The organism is Chitinophaga sp. CC14 (assembly GCF_048957795.1).
Taxonomy (GTDB): domain Bacteria; phylum Bacteroidota; class Bacteroidia; order Chitinophagales; family Chitinophagaceae; genus Chitinophaga; species Chitinophaga ginsengisegetis.
Map to the genome: position 1 here is coordinate 2166284 of NZ_JARBFY010000003.1, position 15988 is coordinate 2182271.

General features: G+C 47.7%; 18 protein-coding genes. 10 read left to right on the plus strand and 8 right to left on the minus strand.

Annotation, left to right across the window (positions count from 1 at the left end; genetic code table 11):
- Window positions 1–8: 8 nt before the first annotated feature.
- Window positions 9–1226: an acyltransferase family protein gene (locus tag PV783_RS18610; RefSeq protein ID WP_420989127.1), complete on the minus strand. Its 1218-nt coding sequence runs from the start codon at window positions 1224–1226 to the stop codon at window positions 9–11.
- A 167-nt stretch (window positions 1227–1393) separates the two neighbouring features.
- Between PV783_RS18610 and PV783_RS18615 the strand changes: the two genes are divergently transcribed.
- Window positions 1394–2887, plus strand: coding sequence for an alpha-L-fucosidase (locus PV783_RS18615; RefSeq protein ID WP_420989128.1), 1494 nt, complete (start codon window positions 1394–1396; stop codon window positions 2885–2887).
- On the opposite strand, the gene PV783_RS18620 is transcribed toward PV783_RS18615, so the two are convergent.
- Window positions 2874–3320: a hypothetical protein gene (locus PV783_RS18620; RefSeq protein ID WP_420989129.1), complete on the minus strand. Its 447-nt coding sequence runs from the start codon at window positions 3318–3320 to the stop codon at window positions 2874–2876. The genes PV783_RS18615 and PV783_RS18620 overlap by 14 nt on opposite strands.
- Window positions 3321–3542: 222 nt before the next feature.
- Here PV783_RS18620 and PV783_RS18625 point away from each other — a divergent pair, with 222 nt between their 5' ends.
- Window positions 3543–4526, plus strand: coding sequence for a terpene synthase family protein (locus PV783_RS18625; RefSeq protein ID WP_420989130.1), 984 nt, complete (start codon window positions 3543–3545; stop codon window positions 4524–4526).
- 39 nt (window positions 4527–4565) lie between these two features.
- Entirely contained in the window at window positions 4566–5063 is a 498-nt protein-coding gene (locus tag PV783_RS18630; protein WP_111580413.1) for a YdeI/OmpD-associated family protein, read from the plus strand.
- Here the strand turns inward: PV783_RS18630 and PV783_RS18635 are convergent.
- Entirely contained in the window at window positions 5054–5479 is a 426-nt protein-coding gene (locus PV783_RS18635; RefSeq protein WP_420989131.1) for a hypothetical protein, read from the minus strand. The genes PV783_RS18630 and PV783_RS18635 overlap by 10 nt on opposite strands.
- Window positions 5480–5606: 127 nt before the next feature.
- On the opposite strand from PV783_RS18635, the gene PV783_RS18640 reads away from it, so the two are divergent.
- Both PV783_RS18640 and PV783_RS18645 read left to right on the plus strand, forming a co-directional pair.
- Complete coding sequence (locus tag PV783_RS18640) at window positions 5607–6404, plus strand: helix-turn-helix domain-containing protein (protein WP_079467548.1); 798 nt, start codon at window positions 5607–5609, stop codon at window positions 6402–6404.
- 52 nt (window positions 6405–6456) lie between these two features.
- Window positions 6457–8424, plus strand: coding sequence for a M1 family aminopeptidase (locus PV783_RS18645; RefSeq protein WP_420989132.1), 1968 nt, complete (start codon window positions 6457–6459; stop codon window positions 8422–8424).
- Between the two features lie 43 nt (window positions 8425–8467).
- Here PV783_RS18645 and PV783_RS18650 read toward each other — a convergent pair whose 3' ends face one another.
- The 4 genes from PV783_RS18650 to PV783_RS18665 all read right to left on the minus strand — a co-directional run bounded on the left by PV783_RS18650 (window position 8468) and on the right by PV783_RS18665 (window position 11580).
- Window positions 8468–8935, minus strand: a complete 468-nt coding sequence (locus tag PV783_RS18650; protein ID WP_420989133.1) for a YybH family protein — start codon at window positions 8933–8935, stop codon at window positions 8468–8470.
- Window positions 8936–9005: 70 nt separating this feature from the next.
- Window positions 9006–9812 (minus strand): helix-turn-helix transcriptional regulator, encoded by an 807-nt coding sequence (locus PV783_RS18655; protein WP_111580407.1) that lies wholly within the window; start codon window positions 9810–9812, stop codon window positions 9006–9008.
- 44 nt (window positions 9813–9856) lie between these two features.
- Window positions 9857–10567 carry a LytR/AlgR family response regulator transcription factor gene (locus PV783_RS18660; RefSeq protein ID WP_420989134.1) on the minus strand — a complete coding sequence of 237 codons (711 nt, stop codon included), beginning with the start codon at window positions 10565–10567 and terminating at the stop codon, window positions 9857–9859.
- The gene (locus tag PV783_RS18665; RefSeq protein ID WP_420989135.1) at window positions 10564–11580 is read right to left on the minus strand and encodes a sensor histidine kinase; all 1017 of its coding nucleotides are present in this window, start codon (window positions 11578–11580) and stop codon (window positions 10564–10566) included. The genes PV783_RS18660 and PV783_RS18665 overlap by 4 nt, the downstream gene beginning before the upstream one ends.
- A gap of 250 nt (window positions 11581–11830) precedes the next feature.
- Between PV783_RS18665 and PV783_RS18670 the strand changes: the two genes are divergently transcribed.
- The 5 genes from PV783_RS18670 (at window position 11831) to PV783_RS18690 (ending at window position 15850) form a co-directional block, all read left to right on the plus strand.
- Window positions 11831–12625, plus strand: a complete 795-nt coding sequence (locus PV783_RS18670) for a hypothetical protein (RefSeq protein WP_420989136.1) — start codon at window positions 11831–11833, stop codon at window positions 12623–12625.
- A 155-nt stretch (window positions 12626–12780) separates the two neighbouring features.
- Window positions 12781–14121 carry an MBL fold metallo-hydrolase gene (locus PV783_RS18675; RefSeq protein WP_420989137.1) on the plus strand — a complete coding sequence of 447 codons (1341 nt, stop codon included), beginning with the start codon at window positions 12781–12783 and terminating at the stop codon, window positions 14119–14121.
- A gap of 136 nt (window positions 14122–14257) precedes the next feature.
- Window positions 14258–14638 (plus strand): VOC family protein, encoded by a 381-nt coding sequence (locus PV783_RS18680; RefSeq protein WP_420989138.1) that lies wholly within the window; start codon window positions 14258–14260, stop codon window positions 14636–14638.
- A 62-nt stretch (window positions 14639–14700) separates the two neighbouring features.
- On the plus strand, window positions 14701–14919 hold the full coding sequence (locus PV783_RS18685) for a CDGSH iron-sulfur domain-containing protein (protein WP_079467539.1): 219 nt from the start codon (window positions 14701–14703) through the stop codon (window positions 14917–14919).
- A 145-nt stretch (window positions 14920–15064) separates the two neighbouring features.
- Complete coding sequence (locus PV783_RS18690) at window positions 15065–15850, plus strand: PhzF family phenazine biosynthesis protein (protein WP_420989139.1); 786 nt, start codon at window positions 15065–15067, stop codon at window positions 15848–15850.
- On the opposite strand, the gene PV783_RS18695 is transcribed toward PV783_RS18690, so the two are convergent.
- Window positions 15847–15984 carry an alanyl-tRNA synthetase gene (locus PV783_RS18695; RefSeq protein WP_079467537.1) on the minus strand — a complete coding sequence of 46 codons (138 nt, stop codon included), beginning with the start codon at window positions 15982–15984 and terminating at the stop codon, window positions 15847–15849. The two genes, PV783_RS18690 and PV783_RS18695, sit on opposite strands and share 4 nt — an antisense overlap.
- Window positions 15985–15988: the final 4 nt, after the last annotated feature.

The window sequence follows — 15988 nt, forward strand, 5'->3', positions numbered from 1 at the left end:
CAAGTTAATTACATCACTTCGGGTTGTGCTGGTATCAATTTCGCTCCTTTGGACCTGCGGTCTTTTTCTTCCCGTGCCGGCGGTTTCATACCAAACAGGAAACGCATGATGGCAAAGGGTCTGATAAACAAATGGAAGATGAATATACTGATTAAAAAAGTAATAAGAACGGTAAAAGTATATTTCAGCCCAACGCCATCCGGTGCCTGCACAAGGTAATAAGTAAGTATCACAATAACTGTTTGATGCAGGATATAGAAGGGGTATACGGCCTGGTTGGCATATGACAGTATGGGCAGGGGTTTATTGAGATATTTTTTCGCATAACCTACTATCGCCAATACCCACATCCAGGCAACGACACCACCCAGGGCCAGAAATGAGTAGGTGAAGAGGTCATGTTTAACATGGTTGCCAAAGGTCCAGGGTTCCAGTTTATTCCAGCGGATGTAGTTGATGATCATAAGGCCTGCGAAGGCGATGGCCAGTGAAAACCGGCGGTTCCGTTCCAGGCTGTCCATGAACAGCGGATTGGCAATGCAGATAAATCCTGCTAGCACATAAAACAGCCAGTAGAAGAAGTAGCCGTAGTCATGTACCAGGTCGCCGGTTTGCGGAAACCAGATGAGCAGGAAGGTATGTACCAATGTTCCGGGGATGATGAGTAAATAGATATACCGTTTGCTGCCCATCCAGCTTAGTTTTTGAAGCAGTTTTTTCCCGTTGCCGGAAATCAGCCATACAAAGAGCGGCGCAAAAAGGATATCATATACCAGCAGGTAAGCGATAAACCACAGGTGGTGCCAGCTCATATTACCATGCGGATAAGCCCCGGTGGTAAACATACCGGTGTAGAAGTCGAAGAAGTTGCCTTTGAAGCCCTGGGTGAGGCGTTCCATGTATACCTGTGGGGGAACAATGATAAGTACACCCACCAGCAGCGGAATAAACAGCCGTTTGAACCGGAGACCGATAAAGCCGCCACCGGAATTGCGTTGCAGCATAAAATAGCTTACGGTGCCGGAAATAAAGAACAACAGGGGCATCCGGAACCGGTGGAGGAAGTCGTTCATTTCAAGCAGCACATTGCTGGTTTCTTTGTTTTTTATATGCCATCCCCACTCAGAGACATAGGGCATGGCGGAATGGAAAAACAGGACGCCTACGATGGCGATGATACGGAGCCAGTCTAAATAAGCTTGCCGGGAAGAAGATATTGGTTGCATAATTAATTGTTTACTGCAAACCTATCTGACAGGGCTTTTTTAAGAAAAGATTTTTGACATGTGGACGTTTTCCGGTGTCGAAAAGATCATTTATGTTAAAATACAATTCATTATTGGTGGGAAAAGACCAGCAAGATTGCCTTTACCCGCTTATTTTTATTGCCGTTATGAAGAAAGTATATCTATCTGTTTTACTGGTACTGGCCTATCATTGCGGGATGGCCCAGCTGCAGCAGCCCTCCACTAAACCCAACCTGGCCCAGCAGGCCATGATAAAGCGTGGCTACGGCATGTTTATCCATTTTGGTATCAACACCTTTGCGGATGTGGAATGGTCGGATGGCACCATTCCCGTTGAAAAGTATAACCCCACGCACCTGGACCCTGATCAGTGGGTGAAAACCGCCAGGGATGCAGGCTTCCGGTACGTGCTGCTGATCACCAAGCACCACGACGGCTTTTGCCTGTGGGATAGTAAGTATACGACCTATGATGTGGCGGCATCGCCGGTGAAAACCGATGTAGTGAAGGCGGTGTCGGACGCCTGCAAAAAATACGGGATACAGTTTGCTATATACTATTCTTTGTGGGACCGCCATGAGCCGTCTTATAAGAACCAGGACAAGCAGCTGTACGTGAAATATATGCTGAACCAGCTCACCGAGCTGTTTACCAACTACGGCAACATCTGCGAACTATGGCTGGATGGCGGCTGGGACCGCAAGCCGGAAGAGTGGGGTATCGACCAGGTATATAAACTGGTAAAACAATTTAACCCCGCCTGTGCGGTAAGCGTGAATCACACGATTGTAAACGAAGAAGGGAAACGTAATTTCACCGTTCCCGCCGACATGACCGCCGACAATAAATACTTCTTTCAATACTTCCCTTCAGACTTCCGTTTGTGGGACCCAAAGATCATTACCCGGTATGACAAGAAGCAGTACCTGCATGCGGGCAAGTCTTACTACCTGCCTTTTGAACATACCCTTTGTATCAGCGACCGCTGGAACTGGTTTGAGAAATCGGCGCAGTTGCCGGTGCGCGACCTGGATGAACTTGAAGAACTGTTTTACTGGTGTACGGACAACGACAACTGCCTCGTGATGAATGTACCGCCCGACCAAACCGGCCGTATCAGGGAATACACGGCGCTGGCGGCTATCGGGCTGGGGAAAAGACTGGGCTTGTCGCTCACCAAACCACTGCCAAAGAATGGCACTTTTATTTCCGCCTTAAAACCGGTGAAGGCGTCGAGTGTATATGAGGATACTGCACATCGTTATGACGGCACTTCTGTTAACGATGGAAGCCTGGAAAGCCGCTGGGCCGCTGCAGATACGCTGGCCAGCCTGGAAATTACGTTGAATCCTTCAGACGCGTTTAATAAGATCAGCATCTTTGAGTACAAGGATATAAAACAACTGCCCGATGGTTTCTCGCAGGTAAGACTGCCACGCATCCAGGAGTATGCCGTGGATATTATGATCAATGGGGAATGGCAAACGATTTACCTGGGCTCAGCGCCAATGGGCGATTGTAAAGTGATCCGGCTGCCGCGGAGTTACAGGGCATCGGCCTTGCGGTTTAGGGTAACGAAAGCGAGCGCGCCGCCATCGTTGTATGAGTTGTCTGTGATAAATAAAGTTATTGGCGACTAAGATGGGCTAGTATAAAATCTGTCCAGCCGGTATTATTTTCTTCAATAATGATCGTCTTAAAATGATATCGCCCGCCTTCCATCGCTACTCCGGGAGAGTCGTCGATATGAATATCGATGGAGAAGGCGGGCGGATATTTAGAGATGATACCCGCTCTTTCGCGCAGTGTTTCATCATGAATACGCTTATTAATGATTTTGTTCACCCTGATTCCGTAGCTAAAGAATAACCGTCGTATATACAGGGGCGACCTGTATGAAGTAGTATAGATATATATGCTGTGACCCTTTCCCTGTAAGGCTCTCATCAGGCGGATAGTACCGCATCTTAACTTTTCCCGGCTGAAAAGTTTATGCCATAGTGTTTGGGGTTCGGTAGGGAATGTTTTAATGCCGGGAATGAGGGTATCATCGAGATCGAATGAAATGATCATTGATTTTTTTGTGAAGATAGATATTCATGTTTGATTGAAATACGAAAGAATTTCAGCAGATGCTGCCTACTTGGAAATGAAAAAATCTTTTGTATATTTAATCCATAACCGGACAAACTCAAAATAACCAGACAACCCGATCATCACACATCTGATAAAATTCTCTGTAGCCGAAGTGGCTGCGGGATATCCGTGTGATTTAAACCCTCAAACTATCCTTGTATGATCCAATTCCCGGACCTCTATTGCCCATGTGAACCACATCTCAGCCCGCATTTTGAAACCATTGAAAAGTCGACGATGGAATGGGCGCAACAGTTTAATCTTTTAACATCCGCCGCCGCGCTGGAGCGATTCAAAAAAGGAAAGTTTGCCCTGTTAACGGCACGGGCCTTCCCGGTAGACAATCTCGAGGCTTTACTGCCCATTGCCGACCTGAATACCTGGCTTTTTTTGTTTGACGATCAGTGTGATGAAACCCTGGAAGGGAAAACAGCCGCGCACCTGCACGCCACTACCTGTTTGTTGATGGATGCCATGATCAATGGCGTGAGCCTGGGCGCCGACAGTACGCCGCCACTGGTGGCCGGTTTCAGCGAAGTATGGCAGCGGCTGCAGAAGTTGGGCAGCGATGCCTGGCAGCAACGCTTTATAAACCGCGTGAAGGAATACCTGAAAGCATGTACCTGGGAAGCGCAAAACCGCGAACATGGCTATAATCCTACGATAGAGCAATACATGGTGGCCCGGGTGTATAATGGCGCCGCGCTGATAGAAGTAGAAGCTGTGGAGGTAATGTACAATATCCGGCTGCCGGAAGAAGTAATACGGCATGAGGTAGTACAGCAATTAGGCTGGCTGGCGGCAAAGCTGATTTGCTTCTCCAATGATATCTTTTCTATAAAAAAAGAACTGGAGAACGAAGAAGCACACAACCTGGTGCTGGTGATACAGCGGGAAAGGAATTTAACGTTGCAGCAGGCGCTGCTGGAGGCGGCAGACATCCACAATAGCATGATGCGTATGTTTGAAACACTGGAAGGCTGGCTCCCGTCTTTCGATGTAGATACTGACTATGAGCTGCAACGGTACATATTGGGGTTGCGTTACTGGATACGTGCAAATTTCGACTGGAGCCTGAAAGATACCCGTCGCTATGGCCTCGTACACGATGAAACACGCGATGGATACTGGTCGTTTAAATAAAGTTCGATAACTTTATGACTTGTTCCATCTGTAATATTTATGGCTGTTAAACCAATCGTTGATCAATCGTATCGCCTTGAAAAATTCCACGGGAAAGGTGGATGGACTTTCGCGCGTATTCCTGAAATTACCCCCGATAAAGTGAAAGCCTTTGGGTTGGTAAAAGTGAAAGGATTTATTGACGACTACGAAATAAAAAAATGCCACCTGATGCCTATGGGTAACAGCATACTATTTCTCCCGGTAAAAGCAGATATCAGGAAGAAGATAAAAAAGAAGGAAGGCGACTGGGTGAAAATCACTTTGTTCCGGGACGATGATCCGCTCGAAATACCCGAAGAGCTGAAGGTTTGCCTGGAAGATGAACCCAATGCCCACCTGTTCTTTAAGTCCCTGTCTGAAAGTGAGCAGAAGTTTTATATCGACTGGATCTATTCCGCTAAAAGAATGGAAACAAGAGTAAGCCGTATGACTAAATCCATCATCCGGTTATCAAGAGGATTAAAGTTATACGAAAGAACGGAAGCTCAGGAATAAAAGGTAGCTCCTGAAAAGGCCGACATAAAGGATAACAATGTTTCTTTGGTAAAACCTTCCCGGCTGTCTATCACGTACTTTGTTTTTTTGTTGATAACAACTGCCAGCTGGTAGTAAGATGGGAAACGGGCATCATCGTGATAGTTATGCAGTTCAAGGGTAGTGCCGGCTATCGGAAAGCTTTTCTCCCTGGGTTTAAAAAATTTCATGTAGTTAATAGTCAGCTGGTCGCCATCAATCTTCATACTATTCGTAAAAGTGCAGATTATTTTGGAGCGGATAATGTACGCCAGGAAAGGAATGGATAACATCCATACGCCTCCTTTGAAAAAAAAACTAAGCAGCGGGGCATAAAAAAAAAACTTTTCATCGTGTATCAGGTACCGGTAGTAATCGCCGGAGGCATTAATCTCCATATATTATTTCATTAGGCAATACAAATGTAAGTAAAATGGTCCGGTGTATAAGGGCTGAATGGTCAGAAAACCAAATGCTTAAAGTATCTTTGACAACCGGCGCCGCTAAAGGAAACCGGCCAGTTTTATGAGTATTATCCTGTCGCCAGGTAATTATTTTGGGAAAGAACAACAGGTCAGCGAGAATGCGTCTTTCCGGCTGAACATTACGGCATACCAGCCGGATGTACAGATCCGTGAGCACTATCATGAAAATCCGTACCTGAGTTTACTGATCAGCGGCAGCTATGAAGAGATAAATAAAAAAACAGACAGCGCAGTGATGCCCGGTGAAGTGCTTTTCCGTCCGGCGGGATACAGCCACGCCAACCACTTCCAGGAGGTGGGCGGCAGATGCCTGAATATAGAATTTAAACCGGGAGGATTACAGGAGCTGGAACTGGATCATTTACTGCCCCGCGCAGCGGCGATCTATAAAACCGGAACGTTCGACTACCTGTACCGGCTGTTGTATGCCTTTGTTCAGGACCCCGACAGTTCGCTGCCGGAAGAACATATCATCAGCTGGCTGTGTGAATATACCGGCGATAAGCTCCCTGAGCGCCTGCCCTGGCTGCCAAAGGCAAAGGAGATCCTGGAAAATGAATTTGATACCCATCATACTATTCAGTCGTTAGCCGCGCGGGTGTTTGTACACCCCGTTTACCTGGCCCGTGCTTTTAAGGAAAGAGAAGGCATTACGCCCGGCGAGTACCAGTTAAAGATGCGGGTACGAAAAGCGATGACATTACTGTTCACTACCAAATTACCGGTAACAGATATCGCCTTTGCAGCCGGATTTTCAGATGCTTCCCACCTGGTAAAGTGTTTCCGGATGTTTTACCGCGCTACTCCCCATAAATTCCGGGCATTACTAAAAAGTTAATCCGGTACCATTTTTTTCGTGACGCCGGCTGTTACTTTGTTAAAAAAAGAATATGCGTCGATTGATCGTCCTGTTATACTTGTTAGCACCGGCATTATTATCAGCACAACGTAAACTGGATTACCAGCTGCAGGTGAAAGCAGACCTGGCAAAGAAATCTTTTTTTGTGCAGGGTGGATTTAGTTTTGAAACCGACACCGCTGCTGCCGACTCCATAGACATTGTGATCAGCAAAGGCGTAGGGCCGGTAACGCTTCAGTTACAGGGCGCTGCTGCTGTAATGGATACGAGCCTGAAAGCGTCCGGCGATATTATATACCGCTGGCATTTCCGTTCCCCGCTGCCGGTGGGAACGCCGCTACACTTTACCTGTGCGTATGAGCGGGGTGGCGCGCCGGCGTTCCAGTTTTATCTCGACAGTACCTTCTGTATGGCAGGCGGCTATGGCCTTGCCTGGTATCCGCAGGTGACCGACGGCGCAGGTAACCATACCCGCGGTACCGGTAGCATTGCGGTTACCACCTCCGGCAACCTGATGCCTGCAATGGCGGCGGGCACGGTTTCGGTGAAGAATCATACCTATACTTTCCATTATGCACAACCGGATATCTTCTCACTTTATATTGGTCATTACACCCGGCAGGAATATAAGGGGCAGCGGTCTTTTTATACTTACAGTTTGAGCAGTGGTATTGATGGCAAGGATTTAAGCCGTAAATCCGCTGAAGTACTGGATTACCTGTCGTTGCAATTTGGTCCGCTGGACATTCCCAACTTTTCTATTATTGAATACCCCGACTATGTGGCTGAAATCACCGGTATTGGCGGCGCCAGTATTTTAGGTGGTGTGGTGATGCCTACCGGCGCGTTGCGCGAATTTAACTATGCACTCTTTGGTCATGAAATTGGCCACCAGTGGTGGGGAAATAAAGTATTGGCCGCCGGCACCAAAGGAGAAGAAATGCTTTCCGAAGGACTGGCACAATACGGCTCTTTACAGGTGGTAAGCCATTTCGACAGCGCCCATGCAATGGAATACCGTAGAACCGGTTACCCCGGCTATATCAGCGATCAGTGCGGATTGGGCTATCTCAAAAATGTAGCAGCCGGTAACGATGAACCGTTAATTTCACTGACTGGTAGCAATGGTCATACCATTGGCGACAGTAAAGGATTTCTTGCCCTGGAACTCTTATCCAATACGGTTGGCAAAGCTGTATTCCACAAAGCGCTGCGCACTATCGGGGATCAATACAGCCGGGGTGGTATCACGTGGGATGGTTTCCAGATGGAAGTGGAGAAAGCATATGGCAGCAGCTTACAGTGGTTTTACAGCCAGTGGTTTGAGCGGCTGGGAGCGCCCGCGTGGCAGAGCAGCTGGCAGCAACAGCAAAATAAATTGCAACTTAACATTACGCAAAAGGACAGTATCTATCAGCTCCCGCTGGAAGTATTGATTACTTATAGCAACGGAACTTCTTCGCTGCAACACATCACTATCCGCGACCGCAACAGCCAGCTGCAACTGCCGGTTAACGGCATGGTAAAAGAGGTGCAGATAGATCCTTATTTTAAAGTACTTCACTGGGACGAGGCGTTAACACCGGAGGCGCTTGCCCAGGCAAAAGTGGTGCGGGTGCTGAACCTGCGGCGGGAGCAAAAAAATGAGGAAGCCATGAAGCTGGCGCAATCCTATATCAAAGAAGGTTTCCCGGATGATCAGTATGGCGTGGAGTATACGCTGCTTTACCACATGGGGCGTATTGCCGCCATGCAAAATAAACCGGCCGAGGCATTGGCGTATTACCAGCGTTCTTTGCAATGCGTATCGCGCGCGCCCGACTTGTTGGCGTATACTTATTACCGGATTGCCCAGCTGGCGGCCGCCGGGAATGATGATGACCTGATGCGGTGGGCTGCAGCCAACGCCGTGAAGGCCGATGCGGCTCATAATAAATCGGGTGGCATGGAAGCAAAGGTGGCGGGGTTGCTGGCCTCAACGGTGGCGAAAACAAAATGATTGAATACCATCGGGCCCGCTATCATAGCGGGCCTGATCATTATCACCGGGCAGGATGATTACTGCTGAAAGAGTCGCGGTACATCTTCCAGCCGATAGCCGTCTTTTTCCAGAGTACCAGAAATTTCCCATCGTCAAACATTACATTATTCGCGTCAAACGACTGCCAGATCCCTTCTTCTGTTACATACCCATTGCCGCCGCCATATACCCGGGTAGTGATAAATTTACCATTGCGCAATCCTATCTGCCGGTAGGCTATCCGGAAAAAGGTCAGCGGGGCATCTTTACCGCAAAGTGCCGGCGTACCGGGAGCCATGATGCAGGCGTCGGGCGCATACCGGTCTATAAAGATGCTGGAGTCTCCTTTGGCAAACGACTGGAAATAGATGGCATTGCTTTCGGCAATGGCTTTTTTGGCTTCAGCCAGTTCGTCATTGGCGGTAGTGCTGCATCCTGATATAGCCGTTGCGAGGAGAAATGAAAGGGTAAAGAAAATATTTGCGCTCATCGGTTAAAAGTATTTAATGAGTGCAAATTAGCACCGGCAGCACTTTCAGCATTGTACAAAACGGAACAAATCAGATCAGCGTAACGGGATAGGGGGAAACTTTATAGGAGGCAGGGGAAACGCCGGTAAAGGATTTAAATTCCCGGATGAAATGGGATTGGTCGAAATACCCGCATTCATAGGCAATAGCGGTGAGGGAAAGCTTATTTTTCTGAACCAGCTCCAGGCTTTTCTGGAACCGGTGCAGCTTTGCATAAAATTTTGGCGGAACGCCGGTATATTGTAAGAAGAGTTTATGGAGATACCGGGAAGATATAAGATGTTGCCGGGCGATGCTTTCAATTTTTGCATCGGCATCCGGTTGTTTCATCTGGTGGATGATATTGCCCACCATAGCGATGTTCAGCGGTTTCCTGTTTACTTCCTGTAACCTGTTTAACAGGAATTGTGAAATCAGTTTAATCTGTTGGTCCAGGTTTTCTTCTTCCAGCAGTTTCATATGCAATTGCCGGATGGGGGTGCCCAGCATATCTGCAGGGTCGTTCACCTGGTTATTCAGCAGCATGATATCTTCCTGCATAAAAAAAGCGGCGGTATGCGGGTAAAATCTTACGCCCAGCATTTTATTATAGCTACCCACCGCCTTCACGGGAAGGGGACGGGTAATTTGACCCCATAGCTCAATTTTAGGAGTATTTTGAAAGATGTTATTGCTGCCCGTTTTCCAGGTAGCTGATCCCATGTTGAAGATGATTTCCATATGCCCGCCGGGAAATACCACATCGTCGATAGCAGTGTCTGCCTCGGATTCAAAATGATAATAACATTTTACATATGGTTTTAACAGTTGTTCCGGAAGGATTTCCCTGTATTTCATTTTGGTTGAAAATTGCGGTAACTGCAATTTAAGTAAAATCCGGTTTATAAAAAACGCTGCTGGATCAGTTCCATAAATGCAGACCGGAATTTCTCGCTTAGCGGAATCCGTTTGCCGGAGATGAACAGGTGATTGTCCTGGATTTTATCAATCCGGCTGGTGTTTACGATGTAGGAGTTGTGTACCCTGATAAAAGGCGGCGACAGCTGTCCGGCGATATCTTTCAGGCGTTTGTATACCAGTACTTCTTCCCGGAGGGTAACAATCCGCACGTATTCCTTTTCTCCTTCAAAATATAATAGTTCGGAGAGCTTAATCTGCTGAAGGGTTTTACCGCTTTTTACAAAATAGTAATCGGCCGAAGGCTGGGGAACGGCAACTTCCGGCATACGGGGATGCATAAACGCTGTTTCTATTTTTTGCTGTGCAGCCAGGAAACGTTTGAGGGTAATGGGTTTGAGGAGATAGTCGATGGTCTGGAAGTTATAACTGGCCGCAGCATGCTCCGTATAAGCGGTGGTGAATACAATTTTCATTTCCGGTGGCAGCAGGGCGGCCAGTTCCATACCATCGAGCCGGGGCATATTGATATCGAGGAAAATCAGGTCTGCCTTATTGTTTTTCAGAAATGCCAGCGCTTCCAGTGCGTCGTAGCATTTGGCCACCAGCTGCCAGCCGGTGGCTTGCTGAATATGCAGTTCCAGCAGGTTTACGGCGTTGGGTTCATCATCAACAATCATACATTTCAGGCTCATAACGGAACGGATAAAAATGCGGTGAAGTAATTTCCGGAGGTGTTGGTTTGCAGGATGAATCCGGCGCCATACAGCAGGGTAAGGCGTTTCCGGAGATTGTCGATGCCGGACCCGCGCGGGTTGTTATGTACCGGTTGTTGCGGCAAACTATTGCGGGTGGTAAAGAGCAACCTGTTTTCCTGTTTCACGAGGGAGATATCAATATGGTTTTGTAAACTGGTTTTGTCGATCCCATGTTTAAAAATATTTTCTACAAAAGTCATTAGTAACATCGGCGGAATGCTGCATCCACCGGGTACATTGCTGGTGAATTGCAGGTTAATACCGTGCCGGATGCGGATGCGTTCCAAAGCTATGTAATTTTCCAGGAAATTTATTTCTGTGGAGATGTCTACCTGGTCCTTCGGACTTTCATCTACAAAATACCGCATGATATCCGACAGCCGCTCGATGAGCGTGGCGGTTCGCGGCGCTTCCAGGTAGGCTTCATAATAAATGTTATTGAGGGTGTTAAAAAGAAAATGCGGCTGCACCTGTGATTTCAGGAGGTTGAGTTCCGTTTTGGTATTTTGTAAAACCAGTGCGGCGGCCTGTGCTTTCAGTTCAAAATAAACGATGGCCATCCGGAATACAAAGCTCAGTAAAAACAACAATGGAATGCCGGTCAGGTACCTGAGCATTATTTGCATTGTAATGGGCTCGGGATGTGTAGTGAACCAGGTGTTGTAGATCCAGCTGAGAAAGAAGCCCCTGGCTAATCCTGCCGCCGGTAGAAACAGCAGCACGGCTATAACGTATACTGCTATACGCCCTTTTAAATAAAGCCGTGGATAAAGCCAGCTGATATTGCCATAGATGACCAGTGCATAAAAGAGGGCGTTGAGCAGCGAAAAAATGACCGCCTGCCAGAAGCCATCTTCCGGCAGCATCGAGAAAAACATCATTAAAAAAACAACCAGCCAGAGTATCCATTGCACTTTAACGGCTGCCGGCATACGACTTATTAATTGCATGCCCCCAATTTACGAAGCTTTTGCGCTCGTTCACCGGGTGTTGTTCACGATTCAACAAATACCGGTAATATTTCAACCGGTTGGCCGGAAGTTTCAACGGTGGCTGGTTATGGAGGAAAGTTGCCAGGGCATTAAAAATACCGGGGTTGTTGTTGAAATCATTTTAAGATGGCAGGGAAACAGGGAATCTTTGAAAATAATTATGCTTCCGTATGCAGCGGATATTGAAAACTTAAATTTCCTGATAAATATGCAACCCAAACGTTCCCTGATTCTTTCTGTTCTGTTAGCAACCATTGCCGTGCTTCCCGCTTTTGCGCAAACCGATACGGTTGATCAGCAGCATCTCCGGTTAAATACCGCTTTCCTGAAGCCTGGTGTGAAACAATACCTTGTGTATTACCAGATGCCTTCCCGCAGTAACTGGCTGGACCTGAGCCTGTGGGTGCGGGAAATTGAAAAAACGAATCGTAATAACGAACCGGTATTCCGGATCAGCCAGCACTGGTATGGGAGCGACACCGCCCGGTATCTTGAAAGCCTTTCCTATAACAGCGTGTCAGATTTTTCTCCATTGTTTCATGCACAAACCAGGGGCGGCGAACAGCAGGCTTACCGCTGGACGGCTAATGGGATCAGCGGCGACACCGCCACCATGAACAATAAAGCAGCGGATTTTAAGTTGGCTTTTGACCGCCCCAATTATAACTGGAACCTCGATATTGAAACGTTTGAGATGCTGCCTTTAAAAGCAGGCAAAACCTTTGCTATCCGGTTTTACGATGCCGGGCTGGAACCTCCGGCGTATGTAACGTATAAAGTTACCGGCAGTGAAGTGCTGCAGACGCTGAATAATCAACCGGTGGACTGCTGGAAGTTGTTTACCGAAGGCGATTCGCCCCGGGGGCATTACTCGCAGACATTCTGGATCAGTAAAGCAGGACATGAGTTATTGAAAGAAGAAGATTCCTTTGGCGGTTTTTACCGGTACAAGGTAAAGCTGCCGGGCCTGGCCCCTTATCTGCAGCCACGTTTTGTAAAGTAACTACTGTGAATAATTTGACGCCCCGGGGAATCCCCGGGGCGTTTTGCATCTCCCAAAAACAAACAAATTACGGTACCGGGTGATAATGCTGATTGTTGTAACTTGTATGTTTCATTCCGGACGTATGGAAATTATCTCATTAAAAATAAACAGTAATGGATATCCAACAGTTTGAAGACAAGGGATTGGCGCAGTATTCTTATGCTATCTACAGCGAAAAATCGCATGAAGTGATCGTGATAGACCCGGCGAGAGACATTACACCTTACATCGCGTATGCAAAGGCATTGAATGCAAAGATCACCGGCGTTATTGAAACCCATCCGCATGCTGATTTTGTGAGTGGTCACCTGGAGCTGCACCGGGTTACGGGAGCTACAATTTATTGTTCAAAGTATACGGGCGCAACTTATCCGCATGTAACCTTTGATGAGGGGATGCGGATGATGTTGGGCGATATTGTTCTCAAAGCGTTGAATACGCCGGGGCATTCGCCGGACAGCATCAGCGTGGTGCTGCTGCATGGAGGCGAGCCCAGGGCGGTATTTACAGGAGATACTTTATTTGTTGGCGATTGCGGCCGTCCGGATCTCCGGGAGAATACCGGTAATGTTACAGCCGGCCGTATGGCGCTGGCAAAGCAGATGTATCATTCCCTTCATGAAAAGCTCATGGTGCTGGAAGATGATGTGCTGGTGTATCCGGGGCATGGGGCAGGTACGTTATGCGGTAAGTCGCTCGGTGATGCCGACAGCACCACCATTGCGGCGGAGAAAGTGAGCAACTGGAGCCTGCAGCCGGTTACAGAAGACGAGTTTGTGGTGGCGTTGCTGTCGCAGCAACCGTTTATTCCCAAATACTTTCCGTATGATGTAGGTATAAACCGCCAGGGAGCGCCGGATTTGCAGGCATCACTGGATAAGGTGGAGATAGTAAAAGGAGAACCGGTGTTCGAAGAAAATATAGTTATCATAGACAGCCGGCCACAGTCCGGTTTTAAGCACGGGCATTTACCCAATGCCATCAACCTGCAGAATGGCGGGAAATTTGAGACATGGCTGGGAAGTATCGTGGCACCGGGAGAACCTTATTACCTGCTGGCAGAGAACGGAACGGAACTGGAGGAATTGATACGGAAGACCGCCAAAATTGGGTACGAGCAGCATATCAAAGCAGCCGCTGTTTACACAAAAGGAGCCGAAACGATGGCGCCCTTACCACTGGCAGATTTCAGGGAGCATCCGGAACATTATACGATTGTAGATATACGGATGGAATCTGAAGTAAAAGACGAACCGGTTTTTGAAAATGCGATAGCCATTCCACTGGATCAGCTACGGGAACGGGTATCCGAAATCCCGGCAGATAAGCCGGTGGTAGTGCATTGTGCCGGTGGATACAGAAGTGCCGCAGGCAGCAGCATTGTGGCAGACGCATTAAAGGCACAAACGCCGGTATACGATCTTGGAGAAGCGGTGAAAGAATTTATGTCGTAATACACCCGTTATTTGCCCTGTTTACCCCCCGTAACTGTGATAGGCTGATAGTATATTTATATCAGCATATTTCAATGGAGCAGTCCGCTGTGCAAGGTTTCGTTGGAATTATTCTTCACCTGAAAAATCAGTTATTATGTTTGGGAAAACAAAAGCATTCAGCAGTTTTTCAGTCAATGACCTGCAACAGGCAAAGAATTTTTATCAGCAAACACTGGGAATAGAAGTGGAGTCGGGCGAAAAAGAGCCGGTGATTACACTCAAAATTGCGGGTATGCCATCGGTTTTAATTTATGAAAAAACCAATCATACGCCGGCCACGTTTACGGTGCTTAACTTCCCGGTAAGTAATGTGGAAGAAGCTGTAGACCAGCTGACGGCAAAGGGCATAAAGTTCCAGCAATATGAAGGGGAACTTAAAACCGACAAGAAAGGAATATTCCGTGGAGGTGGCCCTGTGATTGCCTGGTTTACGGATCCTGCCGGAAATATTCTTTCGGTGATGGAGCAGGCGTAACAGGGTGTTAACGCAATAGCCATTTGTTTTTCCTACTTTTGCCGCTTAAATAAGGAACATTTATGGCTACTAAGATTACTGTTAACAACAATGGTTCACTGAAAATAGAAGGTGAATTTGAGATCGTGGATAAAAACGGCAACAATTACGACCTGGGCGGCCGGGAAGCGGTAAGCATCTGCCGTTGCGGACTTTCTGCCAACAAGCCATTTTGTGATGGCTCTCACAAAGGTCATTTTGAGCATGAAGCCGTGGCTTTTGCCCTTCCTCCTAAAAAGTAGGGTCATCAAGATAATGTAGTATTAAAGGCTCCGTGCAGGTGTTGCACGGAGCCTTTTTACATCTGATATGGTCGAAATGAGCAGAATTGCATCTGTTTTCGGAAAGTAAATCGCTGCATTTTTGTGTTACAAATTGCAGTAACGTATGGAAGTAAGATTTTTTCAGGTTGATGCCTTTACCAGGCAGCCTTTTAAAGGAAATCAGGCAGGCGTATGCCTTCTGGGGCAAATGCCGGATGATGAAGTATTGAAAGCCATTGCCGCTGAAAACAACCTCGCGGAAACCGCCTTTTTATTGCCGGTGGACAATGGTTACCGCCTGCGGTGGTTTACGCCGCTGGTGGAAATGGTGCTTTGCGGGCATGCCACGCTGGCCAGTGCGCATGTATTATGGGAAACCGGGCTGGTGGCCCCGGATGAAACCATTTCTTTTACTACGCTGAGCGGTTTGCTCACCGCCAGCCGGCAAAACGGATGGATAACGCTCGACTTTCCGGCCAGGGCTTGTGAGCCCGCCACGCTGCCGGAAGAGCTGCGCCCATTGTTTAAAGGGGAAGTGGCCAATGTGGAATTTAGTGTGGACCGTTACATCGTGGAGTTGAAATCAGGAGCCGCGGTAGCTGATTTTGTGCCCGACAGGAACCTGCTGGCGCCTTACCGCCTGGTAGTTACCGGAAGGGGCGGAGAAGGATCGCCTTACGATTTTATTTCCCGTTATTTTGCCACGCCGGTGGGCATTGATGAAGATCCGGTAACGGGTTCAGCACATTGCAGCTTAGCGTCTTATTGGGCACCGCGTTTGCATAAAAATGAATTCTTTGCTTACCAGGCATCACAGCGGGGCGGCGAACTGAAAGTAATACTGCAGGGTAACCGGGTATTGCTGAAGGGAGAGGCGGTAACAGTGATAGAGGGGGTGTTCCGTTTTTAACGGAACAAGGAAGCGCCCCAGTAGCCCAGGGCCAGCCATAATAATCCTTTTATAAGAAAGAAAAGAAAGCCCCAGAAGCCGAGCTTTTTTATCCATTTGATGATCTTTGCTTTCCTGTTATTATCTGGTAACATAGCA

Coding starts and splice junctions, on each gene's coding strand:
- PV783_RS18610 (WP_420989127.1), bottom strand. CDS start 1,226: ATGCAACCAATATCTTCTTCCCGGCAAGCTTATTTAGACTGGCTCCGT.
- PV783_RS18615 (WP_420989128.1), top strand. CDS start 1,394: ATGAAGAAAGTATATCTATCTGTTTTACTGGTACTGGCCTATCATTGC.
- PV783_RS18620 (WP_420989129.1), bottom strand. CDS start 3,320: ATGATCATTTCATTCGATCTCGATGATACCCTCATTCCCGGCATTAAA.
- PV783_RS18625 (WP_420989130.1), top strand. CDS start 3,543: ATGATCCAATTCCCGGACCTCTATTGCCCATGTGAACCACATCTCAGC.
- PV783_RS18630 (WP_111580413.1), top strand. CDS start 4,566: ATGGCTGTTAAACCAATCGTTGATCAATCGTATCGCCTTGAAAAATTC.
- PV783_RS18635 (WP_420989131.1), bottom strand. CDS start 5,479: ATGGAGATTAATGCCTCCGGCGATTACTACCGGTACCTGATACACGAT.
- PV783_RS18640 (WP_079467548.1), top strand. CDS start 5,607: ATGAGTATTATCCTGTCGCCAGGTAATTATTTTGGGAAAGAACAACAG.
- PV783_RS18645 (WP_420989132.1), top strand. CDS start 6,457: ATGCGTCGATTGATCGTCCTGTTATACTTGTTAGCACCGGCATTATTA.
- PV783_RS18650 (WP_420989133.1), bottom strand. CDS start 8,935: ATGAGCGCAAATATTTTCTTTACCCTTTCATTTCTCCTCGCAACGGCT.
- PV783_RS18655 (WP_111580407.1), bottom strand. CDS start 9,812: ATGAAATACAGGGAAATCCTTCCGGAACAACTGTTAAAACCATATGTA.
- PV783_RS18660 (WP_420989134.1), bottom strand. CDS start 10,567: ATGAGCCTGAAATGTATGATTGTTGATGATGAACCCAACGCCGTAAAC.
- PV783_RS18665 (WP_420989135.1), bottom strand. CDS start 11,580: ATGCAATTAATAAGTCGTATGCCGGCAGCCGTTAAAGTGCAATGGATA.
- PV783_RS18670 (WP_420989136.1), top strand. CDS start 11,831: ATGCAACCCAAACGTTCCCTGATTCTTTCTGTTCTGTTAGCAACCATT.
- PV783_RS18675 (WP_420989137.1), top strand. CDS start 12,781: ATGGATATCCAACAGTTTGAAGACAAGGGATTGGCGCAGTATTCTTAT.
- PV783_RS18680 (WP_420989138.1), top strand. CDS start 14,258: ATGTTTGGGAAAACAAAAGCATTCAGCAGTTTTTCAGTCAATGACCTG.
- PV783_RS18685 (WP_079467539.1), top strand. CDS start 14,701: ATGGCTACTAAGATTACTGTTAACAACAATGGTTCACTGAAAATAGAA.
- PV783_RS18690 (WP_420989139.1), top strand. CDS start 15,065: ATGGAAGTAAGATTTTTTCAGGTTGATGCCTTTACCAGGCAGCCTTTT.
- PV783_RS18695 (WP_079467537.1), bottom strand. CDS start 15,984: ATGTTACCAGATAATAACAGGAAAGCAAAGATCATCAAATGGATAAAA.